The sequence below is a fragment of the Streptomyces sp. NPDC001108 genome (assembly GCF_053598535.1).
This window is the reverse complement of sequence record NZ_JBSFKL010000032.1, coordinates 1-21,802: the sequence shown is the minus strand read 5'-3', so window position 1 is coordinate 21,802 and position 21,802 is coordinate 1. Positions and strand designations below refer to the sequence as shown.

At 71.7% G+C, this 21,802-nt stretch carries 22 protein-coding genes; 4 read left to right on the top strand and 18 right to left on the bottom strand.

Going from position 1 to position 21,802, the window contains the following annotated elements; translation table 11 throughout:
- Nucleotides 1-37 precede the first annotated feature (37 nt).
- The 3 genes from ACWC97_RS33555 to ACWC97_RS33545 form a co-directional block, all read right to left on the bottom strand.
- Complete coding sequence (locus ACWC97_RS33555; RefSeq protein WP_450653580.1) at nucleotides 38-1,333, bottom strand: 3'-5' exonuclease; 1,296 nt, start codon at nucleotides 1,331-1,333, stop codon at nucleotides 38-40.
- 101 nt (nucleotides 1,334-1,434) lie between these two features.
- Entirely contained in the window at nucleotides 1,435-2,223 is a 789-nt protein-coding gene (locus tag ACWC97_RS33550; protein WP_450653578.1) for a hypothetical protein, read from the bottom strand.
- 139 nt (nucleotides 2,224-2,362) lie between these two features.
- Entirely contained in the window at nucleotides 2,363-2,740 is a 378-nt protein-coding gene (locus ACWC97_RS33545; RefSeq protein WP_450653576.1) for a hypothetical protein, read from the bottom strand.
- Between the two features lie 235 nt (nucleotides 2,741-2,975).
- Here ACWC97_RS33545 and ACWC97_RS33540 point away from each other — a divergent pair, with 235 nt between their 5' ends.
- The 4 genes from ACWC97_RS33540 (at nucleotide 2,976) to ACWC97_RS33525 (ending at nucleotide 6,180) form a co-directional block, all read left to right on the top strand.
- Nucleotides 2,976-3,548, top strand: coding sequence for a DUF6303 family protein (locus ACWC97_RS33540; protein ID WP_450653574.1), 573 nt, complete (start codon nucleotides 2,976-2,978; stop codon nucleotides 3,546-3,548).
- Nucleotides 3,549-3,743: 195 nt separating this feature from the next.
- The gene (locus ACWC97_RS33535; RefSeq protein WP_450653572.1) at nucleotides 3,744-4,313 is read left to right on the top strand and encodes a hypothetical protein; all 570 of its coding nucleotides are present in this window, start codon (nucleotides 3,744-3,746) and stop codon (nucleotides 4,311-4,313) included.
- Nucleotides 4,310-4,903 (top strand): hypothetical protein, encoded by a 594-nt coding sequence (locus tag ACWC97_RS33530; RefSeq protein WP_450653570.1) that lies wholly within the window; start codon nucleotides 4,310-4,312, stop codon nucleotides 4,901-4,903. Before ACWC97_RS33535 ends, ACWC97_RS33530 begins: the two co-directional genes overlap by 4 nt.
- A gap of 236 nt (nucleotides 4,904-5,139) precedes the next feature.
- Nucleotides 5,140-6,180 (top strand): hypothetical protein, encoded by a 1,041-nt coding sequence (locus ACWC97_RS33525; protein WP_450653568.1) that lies wholly within the window; start codon nucleotides 5,140-5,142, stop codon nucleotides 6,178-6,180.
- Here ACWC97_RS33525 and casA read toward each other — a convergent pair.
- From casA to ACWC97_RS33450, 15 genes are all read right to left on the bottom strand, one after another.
- Nucleotides 6,177-7,661 carry a type I-E CRISPR-associated protein Cse1/CasA gene (gene casA / locus ACWC97_RS33520; RefSeq protein ID WP_450653566.1) on the bottom strand — a complete coding sequence of 495 codons (1,485 nt, stop codon included), beginning with the start codon at nucleotides 7,659-7,661 and terminating at the stop codon, nucleotides 6,177-6,179. The two genes, ACWC97_RS33525 and casA, sit on opposite strands and share 4 nt — an antisense overlap.
- A 124-nt stretch (nucleotides 7,662-7,785) precedes the next feature.
- Nucleotides 7,786-8,454, bottom strand: a complete 669-nt coding sequence (locus ACWC97_RS33515) for a hypothetical protein (protein WP_450653564.1) — start codon at nucleotides 8,452-8,454, stop codon at nucleotides 7,786-7,788.
- A gap of 118 nt (nucleotides 8,455-8,572) precedes the next feature.
- On the bottom strand, nucleotides 8,573-9,922 hold the full coding sequence (locus ACWC97_RS33510) for a hypothetical protein (RefSeq protein ID WP_450653562.1): 1,350 nt from the start codon (nucleotides 9,920-9,922) through the stop codon (nucleotides 8,573-8,575).
- Nucleotides 9,919-10,269 carry a hypothetical protein gene (locus ACWC97_RS33505; RefSeq protein WP_450653560.1) on the bottom strand — a complete coding sequence of 117 codons (351 nt, stop codon included), beginning with the start codon at nucleotides 10,267-10,269 and terminating at the stop codon, nucleotides 9,919-9,921. Before ACWC97_RS33505 ends, ACWC97_RS33510 begins: the two co-directional genes overlap by 4 nt.
- A gap of 273 nt (nucleotides 10,270-10,542) precedes the next feature.
- Nucleotides 10,543-11,001, bottom strand: a complete 459-nt coding sequence (locus ACWC97_RS33500) for a J domain-containing protein (protein ID WP_450653558.1) — start codon at nucleotides 10,999-11,001, stop codon at nucleotides 10,543-10,545.
- A 379-nt stretch (nucleotides 11,002-11,380) separates the two neighbouring features.
- The gene (locus ACWC97_RS33495) at nucleotides 11,381-13,555 is read right to left on the bottom strand and encodes a hypothetical protein (RefSeq protein ID WP_450653556.1); all 2,175 of its coding nucleotides are present in this window, start codon (nucleotides 13,553-13,555) and stop codon (nucleotides 11,381-11,383) included.
- A 1,010-nt stretch (nucleotides 13,556-14,565) separates the two neighbouring features.
- On the bottom strand, nucleotides 14,566-15,342 hold the full coding sequence (locus tag ACWC97_RS33490) for a hypothetical protein (protein ID WP_450653554.1): 777 nt from the start codon (nucleotides 15,340-15,342) through the stop codon (nucleotides 14,566-14,568).
- Nucleotides 15,343-15,413: 71 nt separating this feature from the next.
- A complete protein-coding gene (locus ACWC97_RS33485; protein WP_450653552.1) occupies nucleotides 15,414-16,091 on the bottom strand; it encodes a hypothetical protein in 678 nt (225 codons plus the stop codon).
- Nucleotides 16,092-16,113: 22 nt separating this feature from the next.
- Entirely contained in the window at nucleotides 16,114-16,380 is a 267-nt protein-coding gene (locus ACWC97_RS33480) for a DUF6211 family protein (protein WP_450653550.1), read from the bottom strand.
- A gap of 374 nt (nucleotides 16,381-16,754) precedes the next feature.
- Nucleotides 16,755-16,886: a hypothetical protein gene (locus ACWC97_RS33475; RefSeq protein WP_450653549.1), complete on the bottom strand. Its 132-nt coding sequence runs from the start codon at nucleotides 16,884-16,886 to the stop codon at nucleotides 16,755-16,757.
- A gap of 94 nt (nucleotides 16,887-16,980) precedes the next feature.
- The gene (locus ACWC97_RS33470) at nucleotides 16,981-17,568 is read right to left on the bottom strand and encodes a hypothetical protein (protein ID WP_450653547.1); all 588 of its coding nucleotides are present in this window, start codon (nucleotides 17,566-17,568) and stop codon (nucleotides 16,981-16,983) included.
- Nucleotides 17,569-17,649: 81 nt separating this feature from the next.
- On the bottom strand, nucleotides 17,650-18,138 hold the full coding sequence (locus ACWC97_RS33465) for a hypothetical protein (RefSeq protein ID WP_450653545.1): 489 nt from the start codon (nucleotides 18,136-18,138) through the stop codon (nucleotides 17,650-17,652).
- A 191-nt stretch (nucleotides 18,139-18,329) separates the two neighbouring features.
- A complete protein-coding gene (locus tag ACWC97_RS33460) occupies nucleotides 18,330-19,070 on the bottom strand; it encodes a hypothetical protein (RefSeq protein WP_450653543.1) in 741 nt (246 codons plus the stop codon).
- 82 nt (nucleotides 19,071-19,152) lie between these two features.
- Complete coding sequence (locus ACWC97_RS33455) at nucleotides 19,153-19,761, bottom strand: hypothetical protein (protein ID WP_450653541.1); 609 nt, start codon at nucleotides 19,759-19,761, stop codon at nucleotides 19,153-19,155.
- Between the two features lie 255 nt (nucleotides 19,762-20,016).
- Nucleotides 20,017-21,606: a ParB N-terminal domain-containing protein gene (locus ACWC97_RS33450; protein ID WP_450653539.1), complete on the bottom strand. Its 1,590-nt coding sequence runs from the start codon at nucleotides 21,604-21,606 to the stop codon at nucleotides 20,017-20,019.
- Nucleotides 21,607-21,802 lie beyond the last annotated feature (196 nt).

Genomic DNA, 21,802 nt, shown 5'->3' with positions numbered 1-21,802 from the left:
AAGCCCTCTCAAAACGCAAGGCACATACCAGCCTTGGCTAGACAGGGTCGGGGCGCTCGGCAATCTCTCGAATTCGCTCGACGACGGTGCGGCAGTCACCAAGCGCCCGGTGACCGCCTCCGAGCCGCTGCCACTTCCAACCGCCCCAGTAGTCCGACCAATCACCCACGTGCACGGCGTACGCCAACATGGCGCACTGGTCCCAGTGCTGGGCGTTCATCCACTCGACGGCGGCGGGGTGCTGCTCGTACTCGGGCAGCGGGATCCCGGGCAGGGTGGGGGTGTGCGTACGGTGGTACCGGTTCAGTTCGTAGGCCAGTACCCGGGAGTCGTAGTCCCGGTTGTAGATGACGATGCGGCGGCCGCGCAGTGCCTCGGTGAGGCGCGGGAGCACGGTCCAGAAATCCGGGGCCTGGTGCACGTCGTCGTCGCTGATGCCGTGGATGGCCTGGGCGTCCTCGGGAATGGGGACACCGGGATTCACGAGGGTGTCCAGGAGCACGGTCCCGGCCCCGTCCGTGACGCTGATCTCGACGATCTTGGCGCTCAGATCGAGTCCGGTGGTCTCGGTGTCCACGATGGCGTAGAGGTGCGGGGCGGCCATGATGCCGCGGGCCCACTGCCGGACCGGGCCGAGCTCGTCCCACCGGTCCCGCTCGGCCCGTCGCTCGGCCTCCTCGGCCTGGCGGCGGCGCTCGTCCTGGCAGGGTTCGCAGGTGCGGGGGTAGCCGAACGCTCGGCCGAAGCTGTCGGCGGCGTCGGCGGCCTCGATCTCCTCGCGGGTGGCGGTCTGGGTGCAGCAGTCCGGGCAGTGGCGGCGGGTGAGCCGGTACGCGAGCTCCTGGCCCTGGTCGCGGACTGCGATGCAGGCGTCGCAGGTGTCGTAGTGCACGCTGGCGCGGTCCTGAAACTCGGAGCCGCATCGCTGGCAGGTCCGGGCGTGCCGGTCGCGGGCGGCGTGCTCGCACCGGGGGCAGACCCGGCCGGAGACAGTCAGCCATGCCCGGCGTCGGGCGTCGTACTCGGGCAGCGGGTCCGGGGCCACGGTGCTGCACAGAACGCAGGTGCGGCGGGCAGTCTTCTGGGCCTGCTGCCGTGGGGACAGTGGCCGGGTGGCCCGGGTGTCGTCCAGGTGGTAGAGATCAATCATCATGTGGCCGTCGTACTGGGTCCAGTAGCGCAGGTAGGCGCGGACTTTCTGGCCAGGGGTGAGCCTGCGGCCGGCGGCCTGGTCCTGGCCTCCGGTGTAGACCGGGCATCCGCGGTAGGTCTCGGCAGGCTGGGCCGGGGGCGGCACGGTTTTCGTGCGCTTGGTCTTGGTGGTCTTCGGCACGGCTGTCCTCTCTGCGATGGGTTTCCTGTCAACGGGGCTGGGAGTGGACGGGGAACGGGCGGCCCTCCGGCGTACTGGACCGGAGGGCCGCCCGGTCGCTGCTACGCGGTCTGGTCGGTGGCGGTGGCGCTCTCGTCGTCCGTGGGGGCCGGTTCGAGGAGGAGCGAGCGGATTTCCTCCCGCGCCTTGCGGATTCCCGGCGGGGGACTGCCGGATTTCCGGGGACGGGTGAGCAGAGTCTCGACGGTGGTTCCAGTGAGGCGGTTGACTCGGGCGGAGAGGTCAGCCGAGGGCTTTCTGTAACGACCGTTAACGGCCTGGCGGGTCTGCCTGAGGTCGGACCCGATGGTGTCCCAGGTGATGTGATGGCGCAGGGCCCCGGCGATGGCCAGCGGTTCGATTAGCGCCGCGATTTCACGCATCTGTCGGATGAGAGTAAGGGCGGCGCGGGGGCGCTCGTCGGCGAGCTCGGCGAGCGTGCCGCCGAGCTGGGCAAGCTGCTGGCGAGCGGGGGCGGGGCCGGTGGAGGTGAGGGCGGCGGCCGCGTGGTCGCGCCACACCTGCATAGCGGCCCGGCTGCCCGCGTCGCGCATGGGCTGGCCTCCGTAGGGCGGCGGGGTGGTGTGGCCGCCCTCGATGTCGTAGGGGAGGTCGGGCCCGTACCAGCCGCACTCGCATGCGGGGACCAGTTGGGCGGGCTGTTCGTCGGGGCGGCCCTGGTCGGGTCCTTGCCACCATCCGCCGTCGCCGTCCCAGGAGTCGGCGAAGGTCCGTTCAGCAAGGAGTTTGCCGACGCGGTACGTCGGAATGGTGCCGTCGGCGAGCCGTGCCAGTAGATACCCGGCGTGCCGGGTCGCGCCCGGGGTGTCGTCCTCGTGAATCCACGTCATGAGAAGTCCGGGGCCCTTGGCGTCGGTGTGGCGGCCGATGATCGCAATGTCTCCTCGGGAATGGTGCGGGCGAGTACGGGGCGGGCCAGAACTCGGGGCTCCTGAAGACTCTGTTCGGGCAGTCCGGAACGGCGCGGTGTCACGACGTCTTCTCGTCGGCCGTGCGGGCGGGTACCGAGCCGGCGGCTCCCTCGGGCCAGCCCGTGTTTCCGCTCTCGTGGAAGGTGCCTTCGTGGCCGGGCTCGTCCTCGCACTGCTGCCACTCGCCCAGCAGTTCCGCGCCGTACTCGTCGGGGTCGTGCGGCAGGTACAGGGCGGTGCATGTGTCGGTGTCCGGGGTGGGCGCGGGCAGGAAGACGCCGACCGAGGCGAGCACGTGGAAGACCATTTCAGCCGTGGCGGTGTGGCTGATCTGGTAGCCGAGACGCTGCCCGTTGTCGCGCAGGGCGTCGTAGGCGCGGTCGTACTCCTCGTCGGTGAGGATCCGGGGGAACGACGTCGTCTGATTACTTGTCATGAGTCATGTATAGCAGGAATCTTTGCGGCATGTGGGAGTGTCAAGAATTCCTGCACGACGCTCTGTTTACCGATATGTTGGCGAAATCGGTAAACACGCTACGTGATCAAGCGATACGATCGCGTCACGCCGATTCGGCTCCCAATCCCCCCTTCACGGAGGAAATGATCATGAGTACACCGGTCACCGAGACACCGGCCCGGCGCCGACGTCAACGGCCCGAGGAGCTGGGAGCATGAGCGGGCAGAAAGCCGCGTACCTCCGCGCCGAGAAGTCGGGTTGGCGCCTGTGGGTCAGTCTGCCGGGCGTGGCCCCCGCGCGGCATCCGGCCCACACCTTCCCGCCGGGGCCGGGGCCGTCGGTGGCCGAGCGGACCGCCGCGCTCGCCGAGCTCGGGTACGCGCCCGAGCGTGTGGGGCCCTGGGCCTGGGTGGAGGTGAGTCCCGCGAACGACGCGGCCGTGGTCGGGACGATCGCCGTACGGTCCGCCCCGCTCCCCGGGGGGCCCCGTACGGGCGTCACGGGCGGGGCCTCGCGCAAGTCTGTCCCTGAGCGGCGGCAGGCAACGGCCCGGAACGTCGCGTCCGCCCGGCCCGCGCGGGCCGTCGCTGCGGCCCCGCCGGAGAAGCCCCGCCGGGCACTCGCCCGGCCGGGTACGTCCCGGCCCGCGGTTCTACCACCGGCCGAGCCCGATGTATCGGCGCTGCCCGAGGGGCGGCCGCGGGCGCTCGCGCTGCCACCTGTCGAGCCGTCCCGGCCCCTGCTGGAGCTCACGACCGCCCGGCCCGAGAGGGTGGCCGACCGGTGACCGAGCCTAGGACTGTCCGTCTGGCGGCGCCCGGAGGGCTGCCCCGGTCGTCCTGGTCGGCCGCCTCGACCCGGTGGGGGAATTCCTCCGGCTGGTGTGGGAGACGCGGAACGGGTCCGGGGACGCGCTGTACAGGCACGCGGCAGCGTTGCCCGCTCTGATCGACCAGAACCAGCAGGAAGGCGAGAGCACAGAATGACGCAGGACGACATGACCGCGCGGGACGCGGCCGGCGTACAGGTCCTCAGGGACGCCTACGCCCGGTGGGCGGACCTGCCACCGGTACAGCTGAGCATGAAGCGCCAGGATGCGTGGCTGGTCCTCGTGCTGACCCAGAAGGCGGCGGGATCTCCGGCGTTTGACGGGGGGCAGCTGGCCGAGGACATCCGGGACGTCGGGCGGCAGTTTCAGGCGGCGGTGTGCGATGTGCCCGAGCTGCACGCCGTCGCCGAGGAAGGCTGGACCCTCGGGGCGGGCAGGACCAGCACAGAGGCGGAAACCGCGCGGCTCTTCGCCGCGGCCTTTGCCCGGTGGGAGAGCCTGCCGCTGGCCGAGGTGTCAATGACACGGCGCCTTGCGTGGACGCTGATGACGGCCCTGCAACTGATGGCGGCCCACCCGGACGTCGACCCGCTGCTGACCGGTACGGCCGAACGGTTCGCGCGGGCTTTCCAGGAGGCGCTTTGCGACGATCCCGAGCTCTACGCCATCGCAGAGTCGGGCTGGAATCGTGCGGCCGACGTCCCTCAGGGCGGCCACCGGTGAACGCGGTCAGTCTGCAACTGCCCTCCGGTCCCGGGCCGGTGGACGTCGAAGGACACGCTTTCACCACGGTCACGGATGCGGCGCTGGCCGGTGACCGGTGGGACGCCGGGCAGTTCGGAACGGTGCTGGGCTGGGGCGGGCGGATCGCGGGCCCGTTCCTGCTCTGGGACGCGGTCGACGGCGGCCTGATCGGCGGGGAAACCATCGCGGCCTACATCGGGGGAATCTGGTCGCGGGCGGAATTCCCTGATTCGGCCCTGGGCCACGACCGGTGGCGCGCGTTCTTCGGCCTGGCGGGGTACACCCGCGACGGGGTCCGGGTGCCGAGGCCGGCTGAGCCGGTCGAGCTGTGGCGGGGCTCGGTGCCGGAACGGCGGGCAGACTGGTCCTGGACCACGGACCGGGCGACCGCCGTTCAGTACGCGGCCGGCTCCCACTCGCGGCCGCCCGGCGCGCTCTACCGCCTCACCGCCCCGCCCGCCGCGCTGCTGTGCGAGAACAACAACCGGAAGGAACACGAATTCGTGGTGGACACCGCCTATCCGGGCCTCGTGATCACCACCGACGATCTGGGCATCCAAGGGAAATGAACAGCTTTACGAACGGGCGCCCCGGCGCCGCCCCCGTCGACGGGGGCGGCGCCGGGGCGCCGACGTCGCGGCGTCCCCGGGTGCGGACTCCCTCGGGCCGAACCTTGGCGGCGACCACCGCCCGGCGCGTCAGGGAGTCGCGGCCGGCCAACACCGAGCGCGCGCAACGGTCCCGGACAGGCCTGTTCGCTGCCTGGTGCCGGGAACACGGGCGGATCGCGACGGATCCGGGCACGGTGCCGGACTGGGCCGGATACCTCGCGGACCGGGGCCACGGGGCGGAGACGATCGCGGCCTATGTCTCGCCGGTAGCCGCGGCGCTCGACCTGGCGGGGTACCCGCTCGACGCCGAGGACCGCTCATACGTCGCGGCGGTCATCCGCCACCGCAGCACTGAGGCGGCCACGGATCCCGACCGGACGGCCGACGTGATCCAGGCGGCGGAGTGCAGCCGTGAGGACCTGGCCGCGATGCTCGCGACCCTGGACCGGACGACGGTGGAGGGCCGACGCGACGCGTGCGCGCTCGCCCTGGACTGGTACATGGCGGGGCGGGCGTCCGAGCCCGCACAGCTGGACGTGGACGACGTCCAGTTGTGCACGGTGCGGCTCCTCGACCCGGCCACCGGTGAACTCGTCGACCGCGATGCGATGGTGGTCACGGTCCGCCGGAGCAAAACGAATCCGTACGGACGGTCCCGCGACACCGTGCGCCTCCTGGCACAGGATCACCCCACGTGCCCGGTCACCGCGTGCCGGGAATGGGTACAGGTCCTCGACGCCTTCTCCGTCCAGCGCGGGCCGTTCCTCCGCCGGGTCAAGAAGGGGAAGCTGACAATGGCGGGGCGGCCGCCGGCGGACCCGCGGCGAGCGGGCGGCATCGGTGACCGGACCATCCGTAATTTGATCGCGCGGTGTGCCCTCGCGGCCGGTCTCGTACGGGCCTACACCCCAGAGGAGCGGCTGCTGCTGTCGACGCGGGAGCTCTCCCGGCTCCTGGCGGCCGCAGAGACCGAGGAGGACCGGGAGCGGGTACGCGCCGAGCGGCGGCGGCAGCAGCGCCGGGTGCGGCGCTCGGTGCCCCGGTGGTCTGGGCACTCGATGCGCCGCGGGCGCATTCGCAGCTGGCAAAGATCAGGGGTGCCCCGGCACGTGATGGAACGCGGGGCCCGGTTCGCGCCCGGCTCCCGGGCCATGGCCCGGTATGAGGACGATCTGATCTCGTGGGGCGAGCATCCTGACCTCCCGGCAGGCCTGCTGTACGTACCGGCCTCCTAGTCGGCCGCGCCCTCGGGCCGGACCAGGTGGGCGGCAAGGTGCTGCTGAACGGCACGGTCAAACGAGACATGGAATCGCGCGGCGGCCGAGGGCCCGGCGACGGAGAACCGTGCCCCGGTCCTCTCCGCCGCGTCCGCCAATGCGGCGGCCCACTGGGTGAGGTCGTGGCCGGGGCTGGTGGCAAGCCGGTGCCAGGCACCGTCTAGAGACGGGTCGGTGGCAAGGGTGAAGCCCCGGGGGAGTAGGCCGGAACTCGCCCTGCGGGCAGCCTTCATCTGCGTGTCAAGAACCCTCTGGAGGCTGCCCGCGAGCCGCGCCGCGTTGGCGAGCCGGGTCCGGCCAGCGGGGGTGGCAAGGGTGGAGACGGGCCCCAGGGGGGTGCTCTGGTGAGCAATGTCGGAGATCGCGGAGAGGTGGACAGTGGTGTGGGCCGTGCCGGTGCAGTGGGCGTGGAGGTGGAGGCCGGGCGGGAGGGCGCCGCGTTCGGCCGCGCCGAGGACGTGGGCGAGAGCGGGGCTCGTGCCGGTGTCGAGCATGGTGGCGGCCGCCCATGGCATGAGGAGGCGGTCTCTGTCGTGGAGGGGGAGCTGCGCGCCCGTTTCGGTGTGGGCCGCCATCGGGTCGTGGGCAAGGGCGGCGGCGCGGGGGTTCGTGCGGTCACCATCGAGAACGGCTAGACCGGTCACGCGGCCCTTGGTGTCGGCGTCGAGTCGTAGGCGGCGGGTGGGCCACGTCAGGTAGTCCAGGCGTCCGGCCGGATCGCGCTCCTGGCCAGCGGCGGGCGGGCAGGGCCGTTCCCAAGCCGGGGCATCGCCGGGGATCCGCGGCTGCGGTGGCAGATTGAGAAGTAGTTGGTCCTTGAGAGTGGCGTCGTGGTGGGTGAGGTAGAGGTGGGTCGCCGTTCCGAGGGGCCCCGTTTTGCTCCCGTAGAGCTTGCCGTTGCGGGCGCGGGGGTCGGTGGGGTGGGCGCTCTGAATGCCTCCGGGGCTCCAGAGCTGGAGCACCAGGAGGGCGGTCGCGGCCGTCGCCGCGTCCAGGGGCGGGGCCGCGCCGCGCAGCTGGTGGGCGAAATGCGTGATGCCGGCGCCGCCGAAGGAGGCGGGGTCAAGAGCGTGACTCGTGCGGTTCGGCTCCGTGAGGTGTCCGCACTGGCCGAACGGGTGCGCGGCCCCGAAAAGGTCGAATTTGTCGGCCCACCGGTCAAGGTAGGCGGCGATGCGGGCCGCGGGGAGTTCGGGGGCGGTGTAGGTCGCGTCCCACTCGGTGGTGGAGGACGGACCGGCAGCCGCGTCGTAGACGGCGGCCAGTAGCCTCAGCACCGCGATGTGCTCGATGCGGCCGCGCGTCAGGTCCAGCCGCAGCTGGTGGGCAAGGGTGAGTGCCTCGGCGATCCCGACCACGGACCGGGCGCCGGTGGAGGTGTCGGCAACCGGGATCCACGGTTGGATCAAGAGGTTGTAGGCGGGGGGACTCGTCGTCATGGGGGGAACCTTCCAGCGTAGGTGCTGATCAGCGGTTGAACGGCACGTCAGGTCTCCCCGGGCAGAGGACCACCCGGAGAGACCTGCCGTCACTGCGGGACGGGCTTCCCGTGGCGGGGCCGCCTCACTCGGGCCGCGGCTCGGCCAACTCCAGCTGGTAGGTGCCCTCGAACGGGCCGCCCTTGGTCGTGCCGCACACGGTCACCCTCAAGGCGTCCACGAGGCACTCACCGCCCTTGGACTGGTTGTCGTACTCGACCCATACGCGGAGGGCATCGGCGATGACCTTGCCCGCCCCGTCCAGGCGGGTGAGGTCGGCGTGGTCGACTTTGGCCCTGCTCAGCTGGAGGTCGCTCCCCAGCTGTCCGCTGTACTCCTCGGCGTCCGTCCACTCGCCGGCGGTCCGGTAATCGACGGTGACGGAGTAGCGGGCCTCGTCCACGCTCTCTACGTCGGTGGTCCCCCACCACGGGCTATCGGGCCCGGCACACCCCGCCAAGCCCCTGACCTCGGCCTCATAGGCGGCCTCCGCCACGTCACGGTCGGCGGCGTCGGACACCGCACGGTTGTCCTCGGAGTCGTAGACGACAGCCCAGCGGGTTGCCCCCTCCGGCGTCTTGTAGCTACGGAGCGAAATCTCTTGGTCCCGCTGGTCAGACTGCTCGTCGACGCTGTAGCTCTCCCGTGCGGGGGTTCCGCGACGGGCCAGCTCTGCGAGCTCCTCGGCAGCCTCGGGGGTGAGTTCGCCGCTAATGCTGTCGTACGTCGATTCGAGTACACGCATCTCGGTCATGGATGTCTCCTCGGTGAATGCCGTACCTGGTCGCGGTGCGGCGTCGAATTGCTGGCGTAAGTCCCGCCATTCCGGCAGGGCTTCACCTCCGCTGGCGCGGAGAACGGCCCTCTGTGCCTTACTGGTCGGCGTCTTCGCCGAATGCGGCAATCTGGCCCGGGACCTGCTCGGGCGTTCCGTCAACGGGACGGGGACTGGTGGCGGGGCGCCCCTTGGCACCCCGCTCCTGCCTGAGCTCCTCGCGCAACTCGTCGATCTCCTGGCCGTACCGCCGCAGCTCCTCGGCCAGCCGGTCACGTGCGGCCACCGCCTTTGATGCGAGCTCCTCCGCAGCAGCAACAAGTTTCTCGGCCCGTGCCTCGGCCCGGTCGGCGCGGGCGTCGGCCTGGTCTCTCTTCTCCTCGGCGAGCTCTGCCCGCTTCTCTGCGGCAACCCGCCGACGGTTGTCCTCGGTGGTCTCGGCACGGGCCGCGTCGCGCTCGCGCTGCGCTTCCCGGACCGCAGACATCGCGTCGGCGTACCCCTGGGCAATCTCCTGCTTCTCCCGCACGGCGGTCGTCGCGATCTTCTCAGCGCGGGCCTGCGCGGCGGCGGCCTCCTCGGCGCGGGCCACTGCTGCGGAGCGGTCCCGGTCCGCTTGCTCGTGGGCGCGCTCCGCGACTGCCCGGGAGCGCTCGGCCTCCTCGGCGCGGGCCTGGGCGCGGTCCCGGGAGCGCTCGGCCTCCTCGGCGCGGGCCCGCGCGGCGGCGGCCTCCTCCCTGGCCCGGTCGCGCTGGCCGGTGGCCTCGGTGCGGGCGGCCTCCGCCTCGGCAGCGGCCCGGGCCGCCTCCTCGGCGCGCTCCTCGGCGCGGGTCCGCGCGGCGGTGGCCTTCTCGGCGTCGGAGCGGGCCCGTTCCGCATCGGCACGCGCGAGTTTCTCCACGCGCACGGCGGCGCGGGCCCGCTCCTCGGCCGTCTCCCGGTGCTCGTCGGCCTCCTGGCGGGCGGTACGGTCTCGCGCGGCGGCCGCCTCGGCGGCTTCCCGGTCGGCGTGGGCCTGCTGAGCCTCGGCCCGTGCGGCGGCCGCCTCGGCACCGGCCTCGGCAGCGGTCTGGTTGGCCTGCGCCACCTCGCTGGCATTCGCCGCGCGCGCGGCAGCCAACCGGGCCTCGATCCCCTCCGGGCTGCTGAGCTTTCCCAACTCCGCCCGCAGGTCTGCGGCCACCTGCTCCATGCGGGTAACCGTCTCCTCAGCGCGGGTGATCTGCCCCGGCAGACCGGGGGTGTTGCGCTCCCGTGCGCGCGCCGCCTTGCGCTCGTTCTGGCACGAGCTGTTGCAGTACTCCGGCGGCCGCCCGGCCCCGGCCGGCTTCACCCGGGGGATGGACTGCCCGCAGTTCGCACACGGTGTGGGCCAGTAGCCGTAGGGGGCCGCTTCCTCGTCGGAGCCCTCGTCCTGGATCTCGTCGCCGATTTCGAGCGTGGTCATCGGGCACCCCTGCGGCTGAGGGGACGTCGGTAGTAGGGCACGGGCAGGGCCTTCCTGGTGAGGGCGGCAGGACTGCGGGGGGCTCTGCCGGGGCGCTGGGACGGCCTGAGCCGGGACGGGGTCGCGGACTGCGGGCTACGGCTCCTGATGGTGCCGTACGAGCGGCCGCGGCACGGAATCCGGGCCGGGACCGGAGTGCGGGAGCTCCGTGCGGCGGCCGTCCCCGGGAGTTCGGTGCGGGCCTCGGCGGCGGCCGCCGGGCTGTCGGCGCCGTCGGCCTGGTGCTCGACGCGGTGCCGCTCGTCGGCGGGCGGCTCCGCGCCGGTAGGCGTGGTGGTCTCTGTCATGCCATCAACTTAGCATTACTGGAATACCGTTTCTAGTATTCCAGTAATGCGACACCCGTTCGCCCTTTCCGTCCTTGGGTGACGGCCTGGAGGTCAAATGCGGGGCCAACGACGGCCCCTGGCTGCGCGTTTACGTCCTGAACGGGGCTCTGCACGGCCGGACCGGGTGGGTCTCCAGCAAGTACATCCGCTGACCCGTCCAGCAGTACGTAAGGCTGCGGGTTGCCCCTGCGGCCCCACGTCGCTCGCCTCCTGGCTGTTGCTGCGGGCCCGTTACATCAGCCCCGCGTCCTCCAGAGTCTTGACCGCGCGATCCAGGCGCGCGTACTGCCTCTTCGAGTCCGCTGACCGGCACACATCCGGATGCCACTGCTTCAGTGCCCTCCGGTGAGCGGCTTTCAGCGTCGTACGCCCGTCGTCCGTCAGGCCGGCGAGCTCGAAGAGAACCCGCCGGGCCTCGGCCGTCGCTGATCCTCCGCCCCACTCCCGCCAACTGCGGGCTCCTTCTTCCTCCTGGCGCTCGCGCTCCTGACGCCTGCGCCGTGCCTCCTCCTGGCGCTCGCGCTCCTGACGCCTGCGCCGTGCCTCCTCCTGGCGCTCGCGCTCCTGACGCCTGCGCCGTGCCTCCTCTTCCGCCTGGCGGGCCTGCCGTTCCTCGCGGCGGCGATCCCTGTAGGCACCGGACTTGCACGCTTCCGAGCAGTACATGCGGTAGTGCCCCTCGCGCGCCATCGGGTAAGTGAACTGGGCCCCGCAGGACTCCCGCTGGCACGTGGCCGTGTGCTCCCACCCCGCCGCGTACCCGCGCTGTCCATTGCGGGCCCTGTACTCACGCTGTCGACACGCGGCCGTGCAGTACCTCGCCAGGGGGCCCGCGTCGCGCGGGAGTTTCCTGCTGCATCCCGCACGTACGCACGACCGCCGGGCCTTCGTCGTCATCGTCGGCACCCTCTCCCTGCTCTTCCCGTCACGCGTCACGGTGATGTGTGACAGGACCCGCTCTCATAACGCGTCACGGTGACGCGTTACGGGTCACTCTCTCATAACGCGTCACGGTGACGCGTTACGGATCGCCCTCTTGTCACGCATTACCCTGACGCGTGACGGGGGCTCACCTGCTGGCGACCTGCGCGGACTTGAGTGCCGCGTGTGCCTCGTCCCGGCGGGCTCGGTGGTAGCGGGCGGCGTGGCGTCCGCGGGGGGTCGTGCAGCGCTCGCCGGGAGCTGCCGAGCACCGGGGGCAGATGTGCCGCCCGGCGAGCGCCGCCCGGCGTCCTCGGCTCGGGTGGGCCGGGTCGGCTACTGAGGCGTCCAGCCGGACCGGGTCGACGACGTCGCCGGCGCGGGTGAGCTGGTGGGCGTGGGCGAAGAGCCGGTCCGCCTGGATGCGCTCTGCCTCGATGCCGTGGGCTCGGGCGTGGTCGGGGCGGCCTGCCTCGTCACGGGGGTACTCGCGGCCGCTCGGGTCCATGCCGGTGATCACTGCCTGATCGCAGGAGGGGCGCGGAGGGCGGGCCTTGTAGGGCAGCGAGCGGTACTCCACCTCCGCGCACCACCAGACATGCACGGCCTGAGCCACCCGAGCTGTGGCAGCCATGCCCGCGATACGTCCGAGAGTGCCGGTCTCCTGCCCTGCCTGGTGCAGCGTCACCTCTGTGCGGATCTCCCTGGATCCGCTGGGGGTTACCAGGTTCAGGGCGCCGAGCTGGTCCAGGTGGCGCCTCGTCGTCCAGTGCGAGTACCCCGTCACAGCTGCGAGCTCGGCGACATTGGGGCTCTGGAGCGTCCGTGCCGCCCAGAGCGTACGAGCCGTGTGGTGCCCGAGGGAGTCCCAGACGTCGGCCTGCTGGTGGGCGATCATCTCGCGCAGCTGGTCAGGAGAGAGAGCGGGGGGGGCGGGGCGGGGGGGCGTTCCTCTTCTGTCAGACCCCGTATGACCTGCATCGACGGCGTATACGGCGCATCGGTGGTGACGGTGCGTCGGGCATTCGTGCCCGGTGGCGAGAGCCACGCGCCGCGCTTTCCCTGCCCTGCGCTCCGCCTCGGCGGTGAAGGTGATCCAGCCGTCCCTCTCCAGTCTCCAGAGGGCTTGTGAGGCGGTCTGAGCGGTGTACCCGGCCAGTACCCCGATGCGGCGGACGTTGGCGCTCACGTCGGTGCTGCCGGATTCCTCCATCACGTACGCGACGGCGTACAGCACCGCAGCATCGGCGGGGCCGGACTGGCGTGCCCAGCGGGCCGGACCGGCGGCCGCCATGCGGCGGTACAGGTCCCCCACCGCCCCGCTGCCGAGGATGCGGCCGCTGTCCTCGGGGCGGCGGGGCATCCGGGCCGCGTCCTCGACCGCGAGCCACCACACCCGTGACCACAGTGCGGCGGTCTCCTCCTTCGTCCGCCGGCGGCGGGTGCCGTCGGCCTGGCGCTCGCTGCGCAGCCACTCCATCGCCGGTGACGTCTGCTCGTCCAGGACCACCCCGAGGGCCTCGGCCTCGGTCCATCCGGCCAGCGCCATGGACCGGGCCGGAGCGTGCTTGGCCGCTGAGTGGTCGTCACCGAGCCCGAGACGGCGCCTCAGACCGCGTAGGGCCCGGTCGCCGAGCGGCCGCCGGGGCACGTCGATCCGCGGGCGCCCGGCCGCGCAGGTGGTCACCGGACGCACACGCGCGCCGCGTGCCGCGATGGACGGAGGGACCCGCTTGCCTCCCTGGCCCGTGACCGACTCCACGGGCTCGACGTCCACGGGCTCGACGTCCACGGGCTCGACGTCCACGGGCTCGACGTCCACGGGCTCGACGTCCACGGGCTCGACGGGCCGCGCAGCAGCGAGCGACTCCAGCCGTGCGGCGAGTCCTTCGAACGCGTGGACGGGGGGGGAATCCGGCCCCAGCAGCCTGACCATCTCTGCGGGGGTGTGGTCCAGGAGGCGGCTGTATCCGCCGTTCCGGTGCGCGGCGCCGGGCGGGCGTACCAGCCCGTCTTTGGCGTTGCTCAGGGGCGCGCCGTCCAGGGAGGGGCACAGCATCTGAGCAGCGGCGTTGATCCGGTAGACGGTCTCGGGCCGCACGTAGCTGGCGCACCCGGTCCACAGGTGGATTCCGCCCGGCGAGCCGGACGCGGCGGGCACCGGCTCGATCCCCACGGACCGAAGCGCATCGGTCAACAGGGCGCGGTCGGCGGCGACTTGGGCAGGGCCCTTGACCTTGGAATCCAGGTCGAAAGTGATGAACCGATAGGAGGAGGGGCGGCCCTTCAAATGCCACCGCTTGAGTCCGAGGTGAGCGGCCACAGGCCGGTCCATGTCCATGCCCCGATGGGGCAGGTATCCGCCGAGCTCCTCGGCGCGCTCGACGTTCGAGGGGTACTCATTGACCCATTTGCCGGGCCTTCCAGCCGCCGCACGGATCCGACGCTCCGGGTAGATAGTCAGAAAAGCCCGCAGGGTACGGCGCGCCTCCGCGCGCTCCTGCTGGGCGCGCGTGGTGAATGCCCCCTCGTAGACGGGGGTGTGATGAGCAGCCCGAAAAGCGTCGCCTTGTCGATAAAAAGCCGACGTGCGGCATGCCTGGGGCAAGCCCCTGACCTGCGGAAACTGCTGGTCGCTGTGGTGAAGCGCGGCGGCGGTGTCGACAGAGAGGCCCGGCGTAGACACACCGGATCGAGACATGGGGGTACCGCCACCGCGGCGGCTTGGTACGATGGGATCCGCCTCGGTGCTATTTCAGGGCGCAGAAAGGCCCCAGCCGTCGGCCTAGGAAACCGGCGAACGGCGCTTCATCTGCTCATCTGTTCGGGATCGGGTGCCTCAGTACAGGCGTAGGAACCAGGGAGCTGAGGACCCGATATGGCGCGGGGCTGGGCGGTACGTCGCGGGTAGGAAGTCCGGACGGGGACCGCTGTCCCCCTCAATTCGTCTGGGCCTCCTGGAGGGCTGCCGTAGAGCCGGTCTCGGCTTGCCAGAGGGCGAGGAGCGCCCGCCGGATCACTTCGGCTCCGCTGATACCCATTCGGGCTACCAGGTCGTCATATGCCGTACGGACGGGGTCGCCCGGGGGCAGCAGTGCTTGCGCTCGGACGTTCTTGGTGGGGTCTGACTGCCCCGTTCGTCCCTGCTGCGCATGTCCTCGTACTGCCATAGCAAGATCGTAGCCTGTTTTGGCCCGAGTGTGATTCACACTCGGGCCAAAACACGCCGTCATTTTGATTTTTTTCCCCTCCGCCTACGCCTCTTCGGGCGATTAGCGGCGGTGTAGGGAGTTTTGACCGATGTTCAGCTATTGAACTCTGACGTTGACGCGGTCAGCGGACCACGTTGCTGAGAGGCCATCGACTGTGCGCGAAGGTTCGGGCCGCAAACCCGGGCTCGGCGCTCGCCTTGTCCACCGAAATGGACATCAGCACCGCCACGTGTTGCAAGCTGCCCATCAGCTCTTCGAGTGCCTCGTTCCTGTCGATCGCTGTGCGCCGTTCCTCGAACCAGGTGGCAACGGCCCCGGGCTCGCCGGCGTCGAGACGGGTCGCGATCTCGGCGATGACGCTGTCTTTCGGTCGCGACTGCCGGAGAATGCGCAGGATGTCGGTGAAGGTGTCCGTCCCGTAGATGCGGGTGAGGTCCTCGGCCATGTCGTCGATGATTCGGGCCCCGGCCGCGTATACGGCGGGCAGGGAGAGTCCGCTCTGGAGCGCGTAGTGAAGCTGGTCGCCGGTGGTATCGGTGGTGCCGGGCGGGATGAGGTTCAGGGCCTCGCTGGTCGCCAGCCACATGGTCCAGGCGACCTGTCGGGCGGTATCGATGGCGCTGACCGGCACGGTCCACTCGCCGTATCCCGGTTGCCAGTCCCCCTGGAGGGACCAGTTTGCGGAGGTCAGAGCGATGGTGGCTGTCTCCGTGACGACGTGATGCGGCGTCGCCTCCTCATGGCCGGTGTCCAGCGTGGTGACCGGGTCTGCGTCCTCGTCGACTTCGGGCCCAAACTCCGGGTCGTCGTCATCCGGGTCAAGGTCGCGCAGCACTTCGACCTTCCACGCGTTCTGGTCGACGCTGAAGTAGAGGTGTGCGCGGTGGAGGTGGGGCACGATGTCTCGCTTCTTCCTGTTTCTGAGTGGGTCCGAGACCGCCGGGCCTAGGCCGGGGCGGCGGGCGAGTGTCAGCTGCGGTGAGCGGTGTCGGGGCCGGATCGGGTGTCCTTGGCGGCCTTGAGAATGCGTTGCCATGTCCGTACGCCGGTGTCGGGGTGGTCCTCGGAAAGGCGTACGGCGATGCGGCCGGCGGCCGTGCCGGGGTGGTCGGTGAGGGCCTGGCGGGCGAGGGTGAGTCGGGGGTCGTCCGCGTACGGGGTGGTCGTGGTGGTGGCTCGGGGACGGCCGGGGCGGGCGATGGCGATTCCGGGCCGCTCGTCGCGGTACGCCTCGACCCGGCCCCGGCGCCATTTGGGGCCCCGGCGTGCGACGGGATCGGCCCAGTCGTCCGGGGCCGGGAATCCGTGCGGCGGGTTGTGAGCGCACCGGGTCACCCATGAAGGGCTTTTGAGTCCGAGGATGCGGGCGAACTCGGCCGGGCCGATGAGGTCGGCGGGGTTGCCCGCCGGCGGGACGTCGGGGGGCGTCGCGGTCGCGGTGCCGGTTCCCGTTCCCGTGCCGGGCGGCAACTGGTCGAACCAGCGGGCCCATTCGGCGGAGTCCCATTGCATGGGGGAGGTGTCCGGGAGGGGTGCGGGGTGGTCGTTGGTGTCCCTGTCGGCCCAGAGGCGGGCGAGGGTGCGCATGCTGAGGCCATGTCGGGCCGCGAGCTCGGCGCGGGTGCTGAGTCGGGGGGCGGTGCTCATGGGCGGGTGCTCCTGGGAGAGGTCACGGTGCTGGTGTCCAGCTGCTCGTAATGCCGTCGGCGGTGATGCGGACGATCGTGGCGAAATCGGCGAGCTCGGCGGCGGCGGCCCAGTCCTGGTAGGCGGGGTGGTGCTCCTGGTGGTTGAGCTCGTACACCCCGTATTCCTCGTTGGCGATGATCAGAGGGGTGCGCGGGTCGATGCCGAACGGGTTGCCGGGGCGGAGAAAAACGGTGTCGGCAGGGGCGGGACGCTGGTTGCCGGGGGTCGTTCCGCGGTCGTCTACCATGAGGGAGCTCCTGTGAAGGGGGCATTTGACGCCCGGCGGCGGTTGCCCATTGTCCGCCGGGCGTCGTCATGCGTGGGTGTGGATGTGGTGGTTCCGGTCCGGTGCTGTACTACGCCGGGGTGAGTGCGGGTCCGGGTGACGGGCCCGCCCGCACCCGAGCCAATGCGACGACATGACAATTAAAGCATCTTTGGCGTGGGGTGTCGACTTCCCGCGCGTACGGGCCCGGCGCCCGCCGCGTCCCGGGTCCGGCCGTCTGCGGCCGGACCCGGGACGCGGTGGTGAACGCGCCGGGCTGTGGCGCCACCCCGTAGGGGTGTCCTTTTCCCGCCCGCGCCGGCGTCGGGTTGCACCCGGTCGCCGGCCTCGAATCGCTACTCGGCGGCGGGCGGCTGCTGGCGGGGGACGGCGGCCCGCGCGGTGTTCCAGTTCTCGCGGGGTGCGGCGGGGCGCTGGCCGGGGATGGCGGGGATGGCTCGCTGGTCGGCCTCGTGGGCGTCGTACATGGTGCTGCTCCTGGGAGTGAAGGGGGATGGCGGGTTGCCTCCGCCGGTGGGGCCCGGCCCCGGGCACTGCCCGGGGCCGGGTTCTGCGGGGTGGTCAGCCGGTCTTGCCGGGGCCGTAGGCGGGGATGAGTCGGCGTACCTCGGTTTCGCTGAGGCATCCCGGGTGTCGGTGCGGGGAGGGCGGGTTGCTGTTGCGGCCGCGCAGGTGGCTCCAGTAGCGGGGGCCGGTCCAGTAGCGGCCCCCGGGCTGGCAGCGCAGGAGACAGGTGAGTGACCAGTGGTTGTCCGATCCGGGGAATCCGGTACGGGGGAGCCACAGGAACCGGTCGGCGGCCGCCCACACGTCCAGGGCACGGGCGCGGTTGGTGCGGGTGCTGGGCATGCGGGGGTCCAGGAGCGGGACCGGGCCGTGGGCGGGGGCCTCGGTGTCGGCGGCCTCGGGCGTGATCGGGGTGATCCGGCCTGCGGCGTACTCCGCGATCAGGTAGGCGGCGGCACGGTCGGCGCCCTGCTTGCCGACTTCGGGGCGGCCGACGCGGTGGAATCCGGCGGTGGACTCGGTGTCCCACTCCCGGTGCCACCTGGAGGCGTAGCCGATGACGGTGTTCTCTCCGATGATCACGGGTCGGCGACCCCGGGCGTCCAGCGTCCCGAGCCTGTAGGGCAGTGGGGTGGTAGGCATCGCGCTTCTCCTTGGGTGTGAAGGGGGTTGGGCCCGGACGGGGGTGGGTTGCCCTCCGCCCCCGTCCGGGCGGGGTGGGTTCTACTGCTGCGGGCCGGTGTTCAGGCGGTGGAGCAGCGGGCTGAGCAGTCCACGGTGCGTGGTGTCGTGCGCGGACTCGGTGACGCGGTACAGAGAGCCGTAGGTGAGCTCGGGGAGCTGTTCCAGGGTGGTGAGCATGGGCGTCACTTCGTGGGCCGCGACCGTGAAAAGCGTGCGCTCGGGGTCCGGGTGGCCGATCGACCACATCCACACCACAGCCATGGTGGAGGTGGCGAGTACGACCACTCCGGTACGGGCGGGGACGCGGTGCCAGCGCGGGGCGGGGAGCGTCTGTACCAGGGTGCCGATGGTGAGGGGCAGGCTGGCGGCCTGGAGGCATCCGAGCGGCTCGGGCCCCATGCCGTTGATCAGCCAGCACTCCATGCAGCGCTCGCCCCGGATGTCGGTGTAGTCGACGTAGGTACGGCCGATCAGGTCGCGGCCGCCGTCTCCGATGACGAGTGCGGCGTGATGCTGGTGGGTGTCCACGGTTCTGCTCCTGGGTGAAGGGGGGTCCCGGGCCGGTCGGCCCGGGGCGCCGCTCGGGGGTTGCCCTCCCCTTACGACATGACAATTAAAGCACATTCGGGGGTGTGGTTCAATTCGCCGCGCCGCGTCTGGCGGGGCCTTCCCGGGCCGGTCGCCCGGGAAGGCTTCGCCCTACTCGGGCCGGGGGGCGGTTACTTGGCGGCGGGCTTCCAACGGAGCTGCTTGACCCATGTCTGTGCGGTCTCGCGGTAGGTCTCGTGGCGGGTGACGGTGGCGCGGGCGTCGATGGTCTGTCCCTGCTGGGGGAGGGTGCCGGGGTCCTTGGGCTGGGCGGGCCAGACGTACACGTGGCCGTGCTGGTCGCGCAGCTTGATCAGGAATCGCTCCTGCGTGACGTAGCCGTAGGCGCGGGGGGGCTGGGCGGTGATGTTGGCGACGGTGAGGCGTCGGGCCAGCCGCTCGCCGGGCTCGCCCTGGTGGGTGGACAGGGAGCGGTCCCTCTCGGCCTGGGTGGCGTAGTTGGCGCGGCGGCGCATCTGGCGCCACGCGCCGACTCCGGCCGCGATCAGGGGAATGTCGCGCTCCTGGACGTGCTCGGCGGCGGCGGCGCGGGCGAGAGCGGTCCGGAACCGGTGCGGCTGCGCGGGCGGCGTGAGGCACCAGGCCAGGACCTCCTCGACGGTGCCGGGCGGGAGTTCGGCGGCGGCGCGGTCGATGCGGGCGCGGTCGCCGCGCTCGATGGGCTCCCATCCGTAGACGTGGCTGGTGACGTCCATCGCGGTGGGTACCTGCTCCTCCCACATGCGGCTAAGCGGCTGGTAGTAGCCGCGCATGCGGATGACGGCGGCGGCGGCGCGGACTGCCTCGTAGGGGGTGAGCTGGCGAGTCTCGGGCTCGGCCTGTGGCTCGGTCCGGGTCTGGGTCTGGGTCACGTCGGACTCCTCGTGTGTGAAGGGGGGGGTTGGGCCCGGACGGGGGCGGGTTGCCCTCCGCCCCTCGTCCGGGCGGGGCGGGTCAGAGTGCGGCGCGGTCGCGCAGGTAGGCGGCCAGCAGGGTGGCCACCATGGAGTCCCGGTAAGCGGGGACGCGGCGGGCCGGAAGGACTCCGTCCCGGCGCCCGTTGCGGTACACGGCGAACTGCCGGTGCACCGGCGGGATGTGGAGCGCGTACAGGCCGTGGGAGCTGGTGACGCGGACGGCGGCGGCCTGGTGGGTCTCGTCCCATGCGGCGGCCCGGCGGGCGGGAACGACTCCGAGGTCTCCGAGGGCGGCGGTGATGGCGCGGGCCTGCATCAGGTCGGCCCGCGCCTGGAAGGGCAGGTGGTCGTCGGGGGCGGCGGGGGCGCACCCGCACCCCTCGGGGACGCCCTCGGCGACCGGCGCGAGCGGGGCGGGGGGCCGGACCGGGGAGAGGTCGCGGGCGCCGCCCTCGGCGGTGCGGGTGATGTAGGCGCGGGCCTGGTCGGCGTCCGTCAGCAGCAGCGGGCGGCCGGTCTGCGGGGTGATGACCCATCCGCCACCCGGCAGCGCCTCGACCCGGCGGAGCGGCCCGGACACGACCATGTCGATCAGGTCGACGTGCGCGGCGGCGTCGGCGCCCATGGCGTCGGCGATGTTCCTCATTCTGACTCCTGCGTGAAGGGGATTCTCCGGGCCGGTCGGCCCGGGGCGCCGCTCGGGGGTTGCCCTCCCCTTGCGACATGACAATTAAAGCACATTCGGGGGTGCGGTTCAAATCGGCACGCACGCCGGACGGGTGACGTGCGGTCGGTTTGACCTGCGGCGATGCGCGGCCCGCCCGGCGGGCGGGGCCACGCGGGGGTGTACTGGGCCGGGGCGGGGCCCCGGGGCCGGGTGGTCCGGCCCCGGGGGTGGTGGTCAGGTGAGCTGAGTGCCTCCGCCGGTGTAGTCGGTGGCGTCAATGATGGCCTGCTCAATGGGGGTGGGCTCGTACCCGAGTTCGACCAGCCAGCTCAGCCAGCGGCGGGTCTGGGGGCGAACGGTGTAGTGCCAGTCACGCTCGGCGTAGTCACCGTCCGTCCGCCACGCGTGGCGGGGGGTCGCGTCCTCGTAGCAGGCAGCGAGAACGGCGAACATGTTGACGGGGTTTCGGGTGGCGGTCTGGGTCCGCTTCATCAGGGCGTCGCGGTCGTCCTTGACTCCGAGCCATTCACCGGCCACCCCGCGCACGCCGTTGTAGCGGGCCAGCACATCGGACTGCGAGAAAAGCTCCCGCGCCATGATCGACATGAAGATGTCGTTCGTCGCCTTGGCGTGGCGCTTGCGCCCGAGGAGATCGGCGATCCACTCGCGCCGGATCGTCTGGGCGGCGTCCCAGTCCTTGTTCCCGTCGATGATCGCCCGGCGGGCCTTCCGCGCGGCCTCCTTGTCAACGGGGGCCTGGTTGGGGGAGGTGGGCGCGGGGTGGCCGTAGAGCGGGGGGTTGGTGCAGTAGCGGGTGTACTCGCTGTCACCGGTCTCCAGGACCCATACGGCGCCCTGGCATGTGGCGTGCTCCTCCCTGGAGATCGGGAGGCGGGCTAGGGGCTGCGCGCGCTCGGACAGCTCGTCCAGGGTGCGGATGGCGGCTCCCTGGCTCTCCAGCTCGGCGCGGTGCTCCTCGGCGGCGGCGGCGTCCTGGGCGCGGTTCAGGGCGCGTTCGATGTGCCAGCGGTGGTCGTCGTCGGGGTTGTCCTGGACCCTGGCCGCGATGGTGGCGGCGGCCTCGGGGTCGATGGCCTCCAGCTCGGCCAACTTGGCCATGTGGTCCATGGTCAGGGTGTAGCGGGTGTCGACGGCCCCGGCCTGGCGGACGGCTGCGGACCCGCCGATGCGGGCGCGGCGCTTGGCCTCGACCTGGGTAAGACCGGCGGCGGCCGCCAGACGCTTGGGCGTCGCTCCGAGCTCGGCGGCCGCGAAGAGGGCGGCGGCCTCCTCGGTCTCGGTGAGCCCCTCGCGGTGGCGGGCGGTGGTGACCATGTCGAGCATCTGCCCGGCCTCGTCGCGCTGGTCGACGGTGTAGGGCACGTGGGTGAGCTTCTCGGCGATGGCGGCGGCAAGGCGCCGGTGGCCGTCGACGACCCGCCATGCGCCATCGTGCTGGGTGACGATCAGCGCGGTGCGGATGCCGTCGGCCCGGACGCTCAACAGCAAAGCCTTGCCCACCTTCAGATCCTGGCGCACGTTGCCGGGGTGGGCGGCCAGCAGGGAGGTACGGATCACGGGCCGGAAAGTGACGGGCACCGAGGGAAGGTTGGCGGCGACGGCGGCGGCAAGGCGCTGGCGGCCGTCGATGACCCGCATGGCGCCCCCGGCGGCCAGCGTGACGTAGAGCGGGTCCGCGATGCCGTTCGCGCGGACGGACTCGACGAGTTCGGCGGCGGGGACGACGTCGGCGGCCTCGGCCGTGAGGCGGGCCGTGTCGACCATGTCCCACACGGGGACGGGGGTGGTGGCGGTCTTCGCCATGGTGGTGCTCTCCTTCGTGAAGGGGTTTCCCGGGCCGGTCGGTCCGGGGTGCCGGTCGGGGGTTGCCCTCCCCTTGCGACATGACAATTAAAGCACATTCGGGGGTGTGATCCAAATCGGGGTGTGGGCCGAATGGGTGACGTGCATCACACTTGACCTGGGGTTTTGTGGTCGGCCGGGGGGTGTCGTCCGGGTG